This window comes from Paenibacillus sophorae, from assembly GCF_018966525.1.
GTDB classification, from domain to species: domain Bacteria; phylum Bacillota; class Bacilli; order Paenibacillales; family Paenibacillaceae; genus Paenibacillus_AQ; species Paenibacillus_AQ sophorae.
In genome coordinates this window covers 5357712-5372426 of the sequence record NZ_CP076607.1, presented here as the reverse complement: position 1 = coordinate 5372426, position 14715 = coordinate 5357712, and the positions used below count along the sequence as shown (strand labels likewise).

At 54.4% G+C, this 14715-nt stretch carries 14 protein-coding genes; 8 read left to right on the top strand and 6 right to left on the bottom strand.

Translation table 11 applies throughout. The features are described 5' to 3' along the window. Window positions 1-40 precede the first annotated feature (40 nt). Together thrS and KP014_RS25980 are read right to left on the bottom strand one after the other, a co-directional pair. Window positions 41-1954, bottom strand: a complete 1914-nt coding sequence (gene thrS / locus KP014_RS25985) for a threonine--tRNA ligase (RefSeq protein ID WP_036589227.1) — start codon at window positions 1952-1954, stop codon at window positions 41-43. Between the two features lie 477 nt (window positions 1955-2431). Then, on the bottom strand, window positions 2432-3340 hold the full coding sequence (locus tag KP014_RS25980; protein WP_036589225.1) for a LysR family transcriptional regulator: 909 nt from the start codon (window positions 3338-3340) through the stop codon (window positions 2432-2434). A gap of 306 nt (window positions 3341-3646) precedes the next feature. On the opposite strand from KP014_RS25980, the gene KP014_RS25975 reads away from it, so the two are divergent. The 6 genes from KP014_RS25975 to KP014_RS25950 all read left to right on the top strand — a co-directional run bounded on the left by KP014_RS25975 (window position 3647) and on the right by KP014_RS25950 (window position 9499). Then, the gene (locus tag KP014_RS25975; RefSeq protein WP_025336227.1) at window positions 3647-4315 is read left to right on the top strand and encodes a succinate dehydrogenase cytochrome b558 subunit; all 669 of its coding nucleotides are present in this window, start codon (window positions 3647-3649) and stop codon (window positions 4313-4315) included. Window positions 4316-4330: 15 nt separating this feature from the next. Then, the gene (sdhA, locus tag KP014_RS25970) at window positions 4331-6076 is read left to right on the top strand and encodes a succinate dehydrogenase flavoprotein subunit (protein ID WP_036589222.1); all 1746 of its coding nucleotides are present in this window, start codon (window positions 4331-4333) and stop codon (window positions 6074-6076) included. A 78-nt stretch (window positions 6077-6154) separates the two neighbouring features. Next, the gene (sdhB, locus tag KP014_RS25965) at window positions 6155-6919 is read left to right on the top strand and encodes a succinate dehydrogenase iron-sulfur subunit (protein WP_036589219.1); all 765 of its coding nucleotides are present in this window, start codon (window positions 6155-6157) and stop codon (window positions 6917-6919) included. A gap of 464 nt (window positions 6920-7383) precedes the next feature. Next, window positions 7384-8247, top strand: a complete 864-nt coding sequence (locus KP014_RS25960) for an MBL fold metallo-hydrolase (protein WP_036589216.1) — start codon at window positions 7384-7386, stop codon at window positions 8245-8247. Window positions 8248-8293: 46 nt separating this feature from the next. After that, a complete protein-coding gene (locus KP014_RS25955; protein ID WP_139210604.1) occupies window positions 8294-8419 on the top strand; it encodes a DUF3891 family protein in 126 nt (41 codons plus the stop codon). A 138-nt stretch (window positions 8420-8557) separates the two neighbouring features. After that, window positions 8558-9499 (top strand): metallophosphoesterase, encoded by a 942-nt coding sequence (locus KP014_RS25950; RefSeq protein WP_036589213.1) that lies wholly within the window; start codon window positions 8558-8560, stop codon window positions 9497-9499. Between the two features lie 149 nt (window positions 9500-9648). Here KP014_RS25950 and KP014_RS25945 read toward each other — a convergent pair whose 3' ends face one another. Beyond that, window positions 9649-11082 carry an MFS transporter gene (locus KP014_RS25945; protein ID WP_216700421.1) on the bottom strand — a complete coding sequence of 478 codons (1434 nt, stop codon included), beginning with the start codon at window positions 11080-11082 and terminating at the stop codon, window positions 9649-9651. 60 nt (window positions 11083-11142) lie between these two features. After that, window positions 11143-11655 (bottom strand): type 1 glutamine amidotransferase domain-containing protein, encoded by a 513-nt coding sequence (locus KP014_RS25940; RefSeq protein WP_036596708.1) that lies wholly within the window; start codon window positions 11653-11655, stop codon window positions 11143-11145. A 225-nt stretch (window positions 11656-11880) separates the two neighbouring features. On the opposite strand from KP014_RS25940, the gene KP014_RS25935 reads away from it, so the two are divergent. Then, complete coding sequence (locus KP014_RS25935; RefSeq protein ID WP_036596706.1) at window positions 11881-12102, top strand: helix-hairpin-helix domain-containing protein; 222 nt, start codon at window positions 11881-11883, stop codon at window positions 12100-12102. 119 nt (window positions 12103-12221) lie between these two features. Here the strand turns inward: KP014_RS25935 and KP014_RS25930 are convergent, their stop codons facing one another. Both KP014_RS25930 and KP014_RS25925 read right to left on the bottom strand, forming a co-directional pair. Then, on the bottom strand, window positions 12222-13031 hold the full coding sequence (locus KP014_RS25930; RefSeq protein ID WP_036596704.1) for a histidinol-phosphatase: 810 nt from the start codon (window positions 13029-13031) through the stop codon (window positions 12222-12224). Between the two features lie 45 nt (window positions 13032-13076). Next, the gene (locus KP014_RS25925) at window positions 13077-13982 is read right to left on the bottom strand and encodes a LysR family transcriptional regulator (protein ID WP_036596702.1); all 906 of its coding nucleotides are present in this window, start codon (window positions 13980-13982) and stop codon (window positions 13077-13079) included. Between the two features lie 253 nt (window positions 13983-14235). On the opposite strand from KP014_RS25925, the gene KP014_RS25920 reads away from it, so the two are divergent. Next, window positions 14236-14694, top strand: a complete 459-nt coding sequence (locus tag KP014_RS25920) for a chemotaxis protein CheX (protein WP_036596699.1) — start codon at window positions 14236-14238, stop codon at window positions 14692-14694. The last annotated feature ends 21 nt before the right edge of the window (window positions 14695-14715 follow it).

The window sequence follows — 14715 nt, the reverse complement described above, 5'->3', positions numbered from 1 at the left end:
TCTTTTTCTCGCATGTTAGCGCCGGAGCCTTAGGTCCGCTTTATCGTTTGGCGCGGATTTCTTCGGTCATCTGCCCAATCAACTCCGCCAGGCTTCGGGAACCGAGATCGCCTTCGCCCCGTTTTCTCACGGACACATTGCCGGAGGCCAGCTCATTCTCGCCGAGAATGAGCATATACGGCGTTCTTTGAAGCTGGGCTTCGCGGATTTTGTAGCCCAGCTTCTCGTCCCGTAGGTCCATTTCGGCGCGGATACCTGCGTCTTCCAGCGATTTCTTCACCTCGAAGGCGTATCCGTTAAACTTCTCCGAAACGGGCAAAATCTTCGCCTGAACCGGTGCAAGCCAGAGAGGGAAAGCACCGGCGTAATGCTCGGTGATAATTCCCATGAACCGGTCAAGCGATCCGTACACAGCGCGGTGGATGACGACCGGACGATGTTTCTGGCTATCTTCACCGATATAGGAGAGATCGAATTTCTCGGGCATTTGGAAATCCAGTTGGATAGTCCCGCACTGCCAGCTTCGTTTCAGCGCGTCCAGAATATGAAAATCGATCTTCGGACCGTAGAACGCTCCGTCTCCTTCATTCAGGCGATATGGGATGGCGCTGGCCTCCAGACACTTTCGCAAAGCCTGTTCCGCTTCGTTCCACAGCTCTTCGGAGCCCATGGAATCTTCCGGCCGCGTCGACAGCTCGACAGTGTACTGGAAGCCGAAGATCCGGTAAATATGGTCGATCATTGCTATGACGCGGCCGATCTCTTCCTCGATCTGCTCCGGCAGCACGAACAGGTGCGCGTCATCCTGGCAGAAGGTGCGGACCCGCATCATCCCGCCCAGCGCTCCGGACAGCTCGTGGCGGTGAACCTGTCCGAATTCCGAAAGCCGGATAGGCAATTCCCGGTAGGAATGCAGACTATTCTTGTAGACAAGCATATGGCCCGGGCAGTTCATCGGTTTGAGGGCATATTTTGTTTCGTCCACATCGGTAAAATACATATTGTCCTTGAAGTGATCCCAATGCCCGGACTGCTCCCACAGCCGGTTATTCATCATCAGCGGCGTACGCACTTCGTTATAGTTCCGCTGTCTCTGCAGTTCACGCGCAAAATTCTCCAGCTCCGTGCGGATCGTCATCCCATTCGGAAGGTAAAAAGGCATTCCCGGCGCTTCCTCGGAGAACATGAACAGTTCAAGCTCCTTGCCGAGCTTGCGGTGATCGCGCTTTTTGGCTTCCTCAAGGAACAGCAGATGCTCATCCAGCTGCGACTTTTTCGGAAACGCGGTCCCGTAAATACGCTGGAGCATTTTATTGCCCGAGTCTCCCCGCCAGTAGGCCCCGGCGACGCTTAGCAGCTTGAATGCCTTGATACGGCCTGTTGATGGAAGATGGGGGCCGCGGCACAAATCGGAAAATTCACCCTGCTCATAGATGCTGATAACGGCATCCTGGGGCAGACCTTGGATCAGCTCCAGCTTAAGCGGTTCTTTCAGCTCCTCGAAGAAGCGAACGGCTTCGCCTCGGCTGACAACCCGGCGGACGATTGGGAGATCCTCTTTGATCAAGTTCTCCATCTCTTGCTCGATTGCAGTCAGATCGCCGTCAGTCAGCGGCTTCTCTATATCGATGTCGTAATAGAACCCGTCTTCGATCACCGGTCCGATGCCGAGCTTGACCGCTTGAGGACCGTATATACGTTTAATGGCCTGGGCCATAATATGTGCCGCGCTGTGTCGGTAGATTTCCAGTCCTTCTTTGCTGTCCAGTGTAACCAGCCGCAGGAGGCTGTCATGATCGATCGGTTCACTCAGATCTGCCGGCTTCCCGTTGATAATCCCCGACACGGTCTGTTTTTTCAGTCCCGTACTGATGGATTCCGCCACTTGTTCAATTGTCGTGCCTTGCGGGTACCTCCTTATTGCGCCATCCGGTAAAGTTACTTTGATTTCCATCTGTCCAGCCTCCATTTCCTGATTATTTTGGTCAACAAAGTTACCCCACAAAGTGGGGCCAAGGCTCCGAAGTATACTCAGATACTTTGCGGGGACCCCGAAAACGCAAAAAAAACGCATCTCATCCACAAAGGGACGAGTGCGTTTAAGCTCGTGGTTCCACCCTGATTCGACCTGCGGCGCGTAATGCTCCGGCTGCTGCCGGACACTGCTGCTGCAAGTCCTCATTGGTATCCGGTAACGGGGATAACGCGGTGCCGCATACTGCCGTGAAACCTAAGCTTTCGTTTCATGGGTTCAGCGCCACGGCTGCAAAGGGGTAATTTACGATCCGGTTGCCGAAGAAGCTTTCAGCCTGAGCTTCTCTCTCTGGACGGCCCGTGAAGGAAATCATGTCTTTGGTCATTGCCTGATGGGGATGTTGAATTGGATGGATATTACATTACCTCAGATTCTAAGATCAAGTCAAGCGCCAATTTAGAGAGAAACGGGCCTACCCTCATGAAACACTTCTTCCGTCACCCGCACCAGACTCCGCGCCGCAGCGCTTAAATCACCGGTGTCGCGGTAGATCAGACAGGTGGTCCGCTGGGTCAGTTCCAGTTCCTTTATGTGCAGGGAAGCCAGCCCCCCTCCCGACAGCAGCTCCGGACGAAGATAGGAATTAGGCAGCAGCGCCGCCGCTTTGATCGTCGGGAGCAGCCGGATAATGGCCTCGAAAGAGTCGATCTCCATGCGGATATCCGGCTGTACGCCGCTGCGCTGGAACAGGTCGTCCGTCATGCGGCGGTACCAGGTTCCTTTGGAGAACAGGATCATAGGCAGACCTGTCAGATGCTCCATCTCAAGCCTGGGCAATCCGGCGAGCGGGTGACGTCCTGCAATGACGAGCCGCAGCTGGTCCTCGAACAGCGGGATGCAGCGCAGGCCGGATTCCGCGGTGGCGGAAGCGATCAGGCCGACCTCAGACCGTCCTTCCCGAACCGAGGTAACGATCTCGTGAGTCTTGCCCGTAATCAGCTTCAGCTCGGCGGCGGGATACTTCTCCATGTATGCGTTTACGAGAGGCGGCAAAGTGGTCTGAATCGTAGTCAGGCTGGCTCCCAGCGCCACGGACAGCGGCTCGCCCTGCTTGAACCTCGAGATCGCCTCCAGAAATTTGAAGCGCTGCTGCCGCTGCTCCAGAGCATAGGTGTAGGCCAGCCGTCCGACCTCGGTCAGCTCCAGCCTTTTGCCATAGCGGTTAAACAGCGTGACACCGAGCCGCTCCTCCAGCTTGGCAATTTTGCGCGACAGGGCAGGTTGTGACAAATTTAGTTGACGGGAAGCTCTGTTGAGGCTGGACTGCTCTACAACAGCGGCAAAAATATCAAGGTCGTCAAACATCGCTGCACTCCTTCCGGCTGCTCATAATCGGACAAATCTCCCTTTACATTCTTATGCATATATCTTATAACGTATAATAATTAGATTGCAATTCCCTTATAAGCTGAAAAAGAGTAACATACAAAGTGACACAAGATATTCACATTTTATAAAAAATGCAGCAAAGCCTTATCAGGAGCGGAAGAGGCAGATATGGACAGGTCTTTCGGCCGAGAAAGCCCTTCGATTCCCTGTTTCAACTCCCGGTCCGCAGGTGTATGCTCATTAATGAAAACGCTGTTTTATTCGGAAAGGGGACCCCGCATTATGAGAGGCTTTTATTCCAGAAAAATTCATTCCTTGCTCGGTGTTATCCCGCTGGCATTCTTCTTCATCGAGCACATGCTGACGAATTTCTCGGCGGTGGAGGGGGGCTCTGAGGGTTTTAAAGACAGTGTGCTTTGGCTGAACAGCCTGCCGCTCGTCTTCTTCCTGGAATTATTGTTCATCTGGCTTCCCCTGCTGTACCATGGCGTCTACGGGCTGTATATCGCCTACCAGTCCAAGCCGAACCTGAACCGCTACAATCTGGAACGCAACTGGCGCTATACGCTTCAGCGGATCACCGGCATCGTCACCTTTATTTTTGTCATCTGGCATTTGTACGAAACCCGGGTGCAGGTGGCGCTTGGCAACGTTACGCATGAAGAGCTTGGCGGCGTGATGCATGATATCGTTACCCAGCCTTGGTGGCTTGCTTTTTATATTGTCGGAATTGTCGCGGCCTGCTTCCATTTCGCCAACGGGCTGTGGTCCTTCCTCGTCAGCTGGGGCATCACAGTGGGTCCCCGTTCGCAGCGGGTATCGTCCTATTTGTGCATGGGCTTGTTCGTTCTGGTGACGTTCATGTTCCTGCTGTCGCTGGTCACATTCCGTGACAGCGATTTCAAAACAGCTGAGGCTATTGTCCAAACTGCAAATACTGTCATCCAATAAGGGAGTGAACCTGTCATGGCAACAGCCGATATCATTATCGTGGGCGGCGGTCTGGCCGGCCTGATGGCTACCATCAAGGCGGCGGAAGCCGGCGTTCATGTGCATCTGTTCTCACTTGTTCCCGTCAAAAGATCGCACTCGGTCTGCGCGCAGGGCGGCATCAACGGCGCCGTCAACACGAAAGGCGAGGGCGACTCGCCGTGGGTGCATTTTGACGACACTGTATACGGCGGAGATTTTCTCGCCAATCAGCCACCGGTCAAGGCGATGTGCGAGGCGGCTCCGGGCATCATCCACCTCATGGACCGGATGGGCGTCATGTTCAACCGCACGCCGGAGGGGCTGCTCGACTTCCGCCGGTTCGGCGGAACGAAGCATCACCGGACGGCTTTTGCGGGCGCGACGACCGGACAGCAGCTTCTGTACGCGCTCGATGAGCAGGTGCGGCGCTGGGAGGTCGAAGGCTTCGTGACGAAGCATGAGAACTGGGAGTTCCTCTCCGCCGTGATCGACGACGAAGGCGTCTGCCGCGGCATCGCGGCCCAGGATTTGCGCTCGATGTCGATCGAGACGTTCCCGGCGGATGCGGTGATTCTGGCGAGCGGCGGTCCCGGCATTATTTTCGGCAAGACGACCAACTCGGTTATTAATACAGGCACAGCCGCAAGCGCCGTGTACCAGCAGGGCGTACATTACGCGAACGGGGAGTTCATCCAGATCCATCCGACGGCTATTCCGGGCGACGACAAGCTGCGGCTGATGAGTGAATCGGCGCGCGGCGAAGGCGGACGCATCTGGACCTACAAGGACGGCAAACCGTGGTACTTCCTTGAGGAAAAATATCCGGCCTACGGCAACCTGGTGCCGCGCGATATTGCCACCCGAGAGATTTTCAACGTCTGTGTCGATCAGGGGCTTGGCATTAACGGCGAGAACATGGTCTATCTGGACCTTTCGCATAAAGATCCGAAGGAGCTGGACGTCAAGCTCGGGGGCATCATCGAGATTTATGAGAAATTCATGGGCGACGATCCGCGTAAAATCCCCATGAAAATCTTCCCGGCAGTCCATTATTCCATGGGCGGCATGTGGGTCGATTACAACCAGATGACGAACATCCCCGGCCTGTTTGCGGCGGGAGAATGCGAATATCAATATCACGGAGCGAATCGGCTTGGCGCAAACTCGCTGGTGTCGGCCATTTTCGGCGGCATGGTTTCGGGGCCAAAGGCTGTGGAATATATCAAGGGGCTGAAAAAATCGGTGCAGGACGTCCCGATTTCCCTATTCGACGGCTACCGGCGCGCGCAGCAGGATAAATACGAGTCGCTGCTCGACATGAGCGGAACGGAGAACGCCTACGTTCTCCATAAAGAGCTGGGCGAGTGGATGACCGCCAACATGACGGTGGTCCGCCATAACGTTAAGCTGGAGGCGACCATTGGCAAAATCAAGGAGCTGAAAGAGCGCTACCGGGGCATCAATATGAGCGATACCTCGCGCTGGAATAATCAGGGCGTCGCCTTTACCCGGCAGCTGTGGAACATGCTGGAGCTGGCGGAGGCGATGACGCTGGGCGCGCTTCTCCGCAACGAAAGCCGGGGCGCGCATTACAAGCCGGATTTTCCGAAGCGCAATGACGAAGAGTTCCTGAAGACAACCAAGGCATCCTGGACGCTGGACGGGCCGAAGATTTCGTACGAAGACGTCGACGTGTCGCTGATTCCTCCGCGGGTCCGCGACTATTCCAAGGACAAATAACCCTGCGCTTTCGAAGCCAGTTTTGCGAAGTGAACTCATAGAAGCATACGCTATCAAAACTTTTAGGAGGGGAAACAGATGGCGGAAACAGCAGCAGCTCCCAAAAACGTGAAATTTATTATCACCCGCCAGGACGACCCGCAGAGCGAGTCTTACACAGAGGAATTCAATCTTCCCTACCGCCCGGGGATGAACGTCATCAGCGCCCTGATGGAGATTCAGCGGAATCCGGTCAATGCCAAGGGCGATGCCACGGTTCCGGTCTGCTGGGAATCGAACTGCCTGGAGGAAGTATGCGGCGCCTGCTCCATGGTTATCAACGGTAAGCCGCGTCAGGCCTGCGCTGCCTTGATCGACAATCTGGAGCAGCCGATCCGCGTCGAGCCGATGAGCACCTTCCCGGTTGTGCGCGACCTCGTTATCGACCGTACCCGGATGTTTAACGCGCTTAAAAAGGTAAAAGCCTGGATTCCGATCGACGGAACATATGACCTCGGTCCGGGTCCGCGCATGGCCGAGAAAAAGCGGCAGTGGGCCTACGAGCTGTCCAAATGCATGACCTGCGGCGTCTGCCTGGAGGCTTGCCCGAATGTCAACGCAAAGACCGACTTCATCGGTCCGGCGGCCATTTCGCAGGTCCGCTTGTTCAACGCCCATCCGACGGGCGAGATGAACGCCGACGAACGGCTGGAGGCGCTGATGACGGATGGGGGCATCGAGGGCTGCGGCAACTCGCAGAACTGTGTCCGGGCCTGCCCGAAAGGCATCCCGCTGACCACCTCCATCGCCGAGATTAACAAGCAGACAACGAAGCATATGTTCAAGCGGTGGCTGGGCGTGTAGCAATCATAGCACACGTTCGACCCTCTGCAGCGGGCCACTGCCGGATAACGATCCGGCGGTGGCCTATTCTTTTGCATTGAATAAAAGACCGATTTGATACAACATGGAGATAATACGCGCTTTATGCCTGGAATTTGGATGATGCCAGCACTCGATTTTGTTTAGACACTGGGATGAACGGGAAAACCTCCATCTTAATTTCTTAAAAAACAAGACTTGAGACGTTAAACGGGAAATCCTCCGCCTTATTGTCCGTTTTTTCTTTATCTTCTACCAAATTGCCGGATTAAGATGGAGATTTTCCAGTCTGGACCCTAATCAAGCCCTCTTTTTGAAAAATAAGTGGGAGAATTTCCGTCCCATTCATCCGAAGCCTGATTAGCGCGCCTAATTTGGAGTGATCACTGTACGCCAATTCTGTTTTTGTCAAAGGATACACTTAATGCGAAAAAGGGGAGCTGAACATGACGCACCATTATCAACAGATAAGCCCGCATGTCTTCATCATGCATGCTGAGCATGAAACGGATCGTCCCATCCTTGCGGCCATTGCAGGAGAGCGGCGGACGCTGCTCATGGACGCCGGCAATTCGCCGGCGCATGCGGAGCTGTTCCGCAGGGAGCTTAAGCGGCGCGGTGTCCGTATGCCGGAGATTCTGGCGCTGACCCACTGGCACTGGGACCATACCTTTGGCATGCAGGTCTGGAACCTCCCGGTAGTGGCCCATGCGGAGACTAGCCGGGCGCTTACTTCGCTATCGGGGCTGGACTGGTCGGACGGCTGTCTCCTGGACTTGATTCGTCAAGGGACCATCAACGAAGAGAGCGCGGCCGATATTTGGAAGGAGTTCGGCGGAAATCGCGACATCCGCATAGTCGAACCGGATATTTTGTTCCAGGGCCGGATCTCTTTTGATCTCGGCGGTGTCGTTTGCGAAATGATTCACGTCGGAGGGGACCACTCCGCCGACAGCTGCATTTTGCATGTCAGGGAGGATCGGGTGCTGTTTCTGGGCGATGCGCTGGGACCCTCCGTCTACGGTGGTCCGCGCAAATACACTAGCGCCGCCTTTTTGCAGCTGCTGTCCGTCGCATATGGGTATAACGCTCAGTGGTACGTGGAGTCACATGGTGTCCCGATGAGCGGGGAAGAATTCCGCAGCGATCTGGCGGGCTGGGAGAAATTAGCCCGGATCGTGGAGGCGTTCGGCCATGACCGGGAGCGGGTTGTCCACGAAATGAAGGCATTTTTGCAGTGTGATGAACTGCCTAAAGATCTGCTTCAGGGACTTGATTATTTCATGGCAGGCCGGGCAAATATGGTATAATCTCCGTACTGATGCATGGAAATGGAATCTATTGGGAGGTATATCGGTGATTTGTCGGGAGCAGGATGAGAAGTTTGTCATGATCAAGCAGTATGACCACGGGCTGCTGGCCGGGGCATGGTCTCCCGGGGGCTTGCGGCGGAGTACAGCAATACGCCGGAAACGGCGATAACCATTACTCTAGCCGAAGCGGAGCTGAAGCGTCCTTAAGATTTTAGGATCTGACGTACACGGAGCAGGACGAGGCGAAATACGCCTTCAAGGGAGTTTGGTCATAGAAGGAATCGGGTGAGAAAGGGGGAAACGGCCAATGAACGAACCGGCGCAAAATAAATCTACAGTATCCGCCACAGGCGGCGGACGCGGCAATTTGGCCGATTTGCCCTCCACCGGCACTGGCGGCAAAAAAATAACGCGCCGCCAATTTCTGGCCCGAGGAGCGGCGGCGTTAATCGGTGCGGGGCTGCTGACCGGCGGTTACAGCTGGAAGGGAGAGCCGAGTTGGCTGGAAATAAACAACCTAACGCTGGAGTGGAAGGAGCTCCCCGCTTCGTTCTCAGGACTGAAGCTTGTCCATTTCAGCGATGTGCATCTTGGCTTTAACAAGGATGCCGGGGATGTAAAGCGGCTGATACGCCATATTAGGGAAGCGGAACCGGACCTCATCTGCTTCAGCGGCGATATCGTGGACAGCTATCCGGAGGATTTGGAGGATTCCGTCCCTCTGTTTGCCGGTCTGACTGCTCCAATGGGCAAATTTGCGGTCCTTGGGAATCATGATTACAAGCATGCCGAGCAACTGGTCGGTCTGCTGGAGGCTGCGGGGTTCAAAGTGCTGCGCAACGGGCATGTCCTTATCCGAAGAGGGGATGAATCTATTGCTGTCGCAGGGATGGAGGATTATCTGATAAACAGTCCCGGTCCGGATCCAAAGGCGGCGATGGGCGGCATTCCGCCGGGCACATTCACGGTGCTGCTCATGCACGAGCCGGATTATGCGGATTTCGTTCAGGAATATTCTATTCAGCTTCAGCTGTCCGGACACAGCCACGGCGGACAGATTCGCATTCCTTTTATGGGCGCTCCCTTTGTGCCGGATGGGTCGGTCAAGTATATTAGCGGCTTATACACGGTTGGGAACCAGAGGATGAAGCTTTATGTAAACCGGGGCTTTGGCGAGACTTACATGCCTTTCCGGTTCATGTGCCGTCCGGAGCTCACGGTATTTACGCTGCGCCGGATGGAAGGATAGCAGTCACACCGGGTCATATCTTGTTACACAAATGAAATAATACCGTTATCAAACTCTAACAGTGGTGGGGTAAACTGTATACATGACCCCCTTTTGAGAATATAGATTTATTGGGACCCGAGAAATCGGGTCCATTTTTTTGTATCGGCTTAGCTGCTTCTTCTTTGATTATTCAGACTTACTTGAGGTTGCTGCCGCCGTAAAGCGTTACCGGCGCTTGGGTCCAGCCGTACCGCCCCCAGCGCCGCAAATGAAGCGATGATGCCCAGGATGAAGAAGGAGACCGTATAAGGCCCCGAGGCGCTGGAAGAGCCGGTAACAAAATGCGCGATCGGCTCCCCGGCGCGCAGCGCCACCGTTGCCGAAGCAATGCCGAAGGCGGCGGCAAGGTTCTGCATGGTTGCCGCCAGCGCGTTGGCATGGCGCGTGTTCTCCGGCGAAATATCGCTGTACGCCATCGTGGAATAAGCCGTTAGCGCCGTGGACCGGACGATGCCGCTGACCAGCGTGAGCAAGGCGATAAGCACAATCGGAACAGCCGGAGTGATCAATCCGCTCAGAATCATGGTCAGAGCGCCGATTGACGTCGAGACGATCAGAACGCGGCGAAAGCCGAACCGGTTCAGCAGAGAGGTCGTCGCCGGCTTGATGCCGATGTTTCCGACAAAGATGAACAGCACAATGCCGCCCGCAAGCGTCGGGCTCCAGCCGAAGACGTTCTGAAACAGCAGAGTCAGCATAAAAGGCGCGGAGCCGACCATCATCCAGTACATGGAGCTGCCGAGCTGAGAAGCGCGAAAGGTTGGAATTTTCAGAATCCGCAGCTCCACAATCGGGTTGGAGGCGGTCAGCAGATGTCTGACGGCGACAGCGGCGGCGACAAGGAAGACCGCACTCAACAGCAGCCCTTTGCTCCAGGCGGCCCCGGAGTCCGCGAGCACATGGGCCGCATAAGTCAATCCGCCTACCCCGATTCCCGTCAGCACCACTCCGGTTACGTCCAGCTTGGACGGCGCCGCTTCGGCGGCATCGTCGATCAGCTTCCAGGCGGCGATAAATCCGGCAATGCCAAGAGGAATGTTGATCAGAAACAGATATTCCCACGAGGCGTAAGTGATGATGAGTCCGCCTGCAAGCGGCGCGATGGCAGGCGAGATCAGCCCGGGCCAGACGAGATAAGACATGATTTTCAGCAGATCCCGCTTCTCCGTATGCTTGATGACAACTACCCGGCCGACCGGAACCATCATCGCGCCCCCGAATCCTTGCAGCACCCGCGCGGCGACAAGCGCCTCCAGGCTCGGTGACAAGGCGCAGGCAATCGAAGCTAGCGTAAAGATAGCGATGGCCGACAGAAATACAGGCCGGGTCCCGAACCTCTCGGCAAGCCAGCCGCTGATTGGGATGAACACGGCCAACGTGACCATATAAGCGGTGACAATCAGCCCCATTTGAGCTGAAGAGACGTGAAGCGCCCGGCTCATTGCCGGCACGGCTGTTGTAACGATAGTACTGTCAAGGTTCTCCATGAAATAACAACCGGCGACAAGCAAAGCGGTGTTGCGCAGCTTGGGAGTAATCACAAGGCGTTCCCCCTCTTGCCCAAAAGACCGGGGTCGATACATTCTGAATGCATATCAGCGTTACCGGCCCAGCAAGTTTAGAGATTCTCTGTTAAAGGCGGGCAGATCATCCGGCGTGCGGCTTGTTACAATATTCCGGCTGACGACCACTTCTTCATCTTTGTAGTTCGCGCCGGCATTTTTCAAATCATTGCGAATCGAGCGGTAGCCGGTAATATCAATGTCCTTCAGAAGCTCCGTATCAATCAGCACCTGAGGTCCGTGGCAAATCGCAAATACCGGTTTTTCCTCCTGTACAAAAGCCTTCGCAAACTGACCGAACCGGTCGTCCGCACGCAGCAAGTCCGGTGAGAATCCTCCCGGAATCAGCAGTGCATCGAAATCTGCAGCATTCGCTTCTCCGATCGAACGGGCGATTGTTACCTTGGCTCCATGCTTGCCCGAAACCTCTTTTCCCGCTTCCCATTCGATAGCTACAACCTCGTGACCGGCCGCCTCAAACGCTTCTGCCGGACTTGTAAGCTCCACATCCTCGAACAAATCCGTTACGATAACCGCAATTTTTTTACCCATAATGCATCCTCCTAATAATCGTATAGTTAAAATAAAGAATTGGTATTACCAATATTGGTGTTACCAATTTTATTTCGATTCTGGCGTCTTGTCAATGCGCTTCGGCTGAACGAGTCCTTGTTCCGGTAACTTGGGCGGGAAATGATTCTGCCACAGATAATACCGATTCGATAACCATCAGCAGTGGACAAGGTATAATGGACGTACAAGGAAAGGAGGGGTCAGATGGAGGAAAAAGATATTGCCGGTACTCAAAACGGTCTTCCCGAAAAACTGAGCAAACCTGCTAGACGCGCGCTTCAGGGGGCCGGATATTTGACTTTGGAGCAGTTAGCGGAGGCGGGCGAAGCGGAACTTCTGAAACTGCATGGAATGGGGCCAAAAGCGCTGGATCAACTGCGGCGCGCAATGGCGGACAAAGGTTTGAATTTTGCGGATGAGACGTAGGAGTAAAAATAAACAGCGGCAGCCAGGACCTGTTAAAGTCTCCCGAACTGCCACTGTTGTCTTTTTCCGGCCAGCAACATTTGAATGCTGTCCTACGGCTCACAAGGATTATCCAGTTCTTACAGAGGTACCTCGATTTTCTGCCGCTGCTTGTAGTAAACCCAGGAGGTAAAGCCGATCTCCTTCAGCCGGGCCGCCACCGCTTCATGCTCGTCGCCCACCCTCGAAGGCTTATGCGCATCCGAGCCGAACGTTACCTGCACACCGTGGTACAGCGCCCGTTCCAGGATGTCGTCCGACGGGTACCAGCCGCCGCTCAGCTTTGTTTTGCCGGAGGTGTTAATCTCAATCGCTACACCGCAATCGGCAATGACCTTCAGGCAATCCTCAAGCGGACCCGGAGCGGGAATGTTTGAGAAATCGGGATAGTTGCCCTTCATGGCGTCGATATGGCCGAGAATCTGGAACATGCCGGTGCGCGCGGACTCGGAGATGAGCCGGTAATACTCCGTCTTGACGGCAACCTTCTCTTCGGTTGCGAGGCCCTTCCAGCGCCCCTTGTTAAAAATGCTGATGCCTCCCGTACTGTGCACGGAACCGATCACGTAGTCGAAAGGGTAGGCGTCCAGAATCTTACGGTACGCTTCCACATGTTCCGGGAAATAGTCGGATTCGATACCGAGCAGGACGTCGATCGCGCCCTCATACTCTTTTTTCAAAGCGAGCACTTCTTCCACATAAGCGGCGAATTCTGATTTTGCCATAGCAATATGCGGAAAAGCTTGATCGCTCGGATCTCCGAAATAAGGGGTGTGATCCGAAATGCCTATGACTCCGAGCCCGGCCTGAATGCCGGCTTCAATGTAATTCCGAATGTTTCCGTCGGCATGGCCGCAGCGGAAATGATGGGTGTGCAGGTCGAATTTCATTGAAAGAACATCTCCTTAGGCCAAATTTGTGTAAATGATGCCGTCCTATTCCGAACCGATGAACTGCGTCTCCGGCATTCCCTTGAGATCGCTGAGGAACTGTCGCATGGCAGAGTTGACATATTTGCCTGATTTGGTGATGACGCCGACGGGATGAGTCACTTCAAGCTCCATAATCGGAATGATCTTGAGGGCCCCAGCCCGTACCTCCTCCGCCACCGACTGCTTCGAAATAATGCCTGCGCCCAGATCCAGCTCCACCATCCGCTTCACTTCCTCGCTGCTGGTCAGCTCCATGATCACATGAGTCTGGATGCCGTGCTTGGCAAACACCTCTTCGGCGAACATCCGTCCGACTGTATCGGGCGAGAGCAGAATCAGCGGAGTTTGGCCCAGCACCTCGACGCGGGCTCCTCCCGGCTGCGTGGCCAGTGGATGCCTTGGGGACACGACCAGCTCAAAGGTATCGTAATAGAGAGTGGAGGTGGTCATGCCTGGGCTGTTTCCGATCAGGTAGCCGATGCCGACATCGACAAGGCCGTTCTCAACATGCTGGTATATCTGCGTAGAGGACATGGATTGGATGGACGTTTTGATATGAGGAAATTGATCCTGGAAATAGGAAAGAATGCGCGGCAGAATCTGAATCGCGATTGAGGTCGTCGTCCCCAGAATAATATGGCCCTGAGGCGTCTCGTCCAGATCGGCAAGCCTCTGCTTCAAATCATCGACGATATTTACGATCTGCTCCGCATGCGTAAGAAACACTTGCCCTTTGTCCGTCAGCGTAACGGGCTGGTTCCGGTCCACCAGCTGGGTCTTGAACTCTTCCTCAAGGCTCTTGATCTGTGCGGAAACTGCCGGCTGAGTCAGATTGAGCAGTTCTCCCGCCTTGCGGAAGCTCAACGTTTTGGAGATCATGATAAGCGTCTCCAGTTGGCTGATGTTCATGGATTACCTCCCTTGGCCAACTCTTTGTTGACTATCGTTTATGTACATAGTTTACGCCGAATGTTGGCATTTAATTAAATTATAGGAGATTCTACCCGGCAGGGCAATGATACCGTTCACCCCTTTCTATATTTTACTTGGGCCAATCCTTAATTTTTGGTGAATTGTGCCGATATATGAGATATACTATACCAAGATCGTTTAGGTCTTTTGGAACATGACTTAAGTCCGGCAAAGGGAGGCACAGCGCTTAATGAAAGCCGAAGTGATCAATCCGTTTTTAAAATCTGCGTGCGTCGTAATTGAACAAGTGATTCAAGTGTCGCCGTCAACCGGTAATTTGGGCGTAAGAGAGATCGAGCTGATTGATAATCATATATGGATAAAAATCGGAATGACGGGGCAGCTAAGCGGCGATATTGTCTTTGGCATTGCCGAGCATGTGGCTCTGCGCATGGTATCGGCCATGATGGGCGGCTATCCTATTTCCGAGATGGACGAGATGGGACACAGCGCCATTTCGGAGCTTGGCAACATGATCAGCGGCAACGCGAGCACCATTCTATCCAACGAGGGCGTCACGGTGGACATCACGCCTCCCCAAGTCATGAAATCGGAGAATCTGGTAGCATTCCTGCCACGTAAGGCGCTTAGCATTCCGCTGCTTATGGAGGGAATCGGCGAACTGGATATTCAGGTGATGATCTTTTAGAATAATGAAGAGATTGTAGTC

Coding starts and splice junctions, on each gene's coding strand:
- thrS (WP_036589227.1), bottom strand. CDS start 1,954: ATGGAAATCAAAGTAACTTTACCGGATGGCGCAATAAGGAGGTACCCG.
- KP014_RS25925 (WP_036596702.1), bottom strand. CDS start 13,982: ATGAACATCAGCCAACTGGAGACGCTTATCATGATCTCCAAAACGTTG.
- KP014_RS25975 (WP_025336227.1), top strand. CDS start 3,647: ATGAGAGGCTTTTATTCCAGAAAAATTCATTCCTTGCTCGGTGTTATC.
- KP014_RS25935 (WP_036596706.1), top strand. CDS start 11,881: ATGGAGGAAAAAGATATTGCCGGTACTCAAAACGGTCTTCCCGAAAAA.
- KP014_RS25980 (WP_036589225.1), bottom strand. CDS start 3,340: ATGTTTGACGACCTTGATATTTTTGCCGCTGTTGTAGAGCAGTCCAGC.
- KP014_RS25920 (WP_036596699.1), top strand. CDS start 14,236: ATGAAAGCCGAAGTGATCAATCCGTTTTTAAAATCTGCGTGCGTCGTA.
- KP014_RS25940 (WP_036596708.1), bottom strand. CDS start 11,655: ATGGGTAAAAAAATTGCGGTTATCGTAACGGATTTGTTCGAGGATGTG.
- KP014_RS25950 (WP_036589213.1), top strand. CDS start 8,558: ATGAACGAACCGGCGCAAAATAAATCTACAGTATCCGCCACAGGCGGC.
- KP014_RS25930 (WP_036596704.1), bottom strand. CDS start 13,031: ATGAAATTCGACCTGCACACCCATCATTTCCGCTGCGGCCATGCCGAC.
- sdhA (WP_036589222.1), top strand. CDS start 4,331: ATGGCAACAGCCGATATCATTATCGTGGGCGGCGGTCTGGCCGGCCTG.
- KP014_RS25960 (WP_036589216.1), top strand. CDS start 7,384: ATGACGCACCATTATCAACAGATAAGCCCGCATGTCTTCATCATGCAT.
- sdhB (WP_036589219.1), top strand. CDS start 6,155: ATGGCGGAAACAGCAGCAGCTCCCAAAAACGTGAAATTTATTATCACC.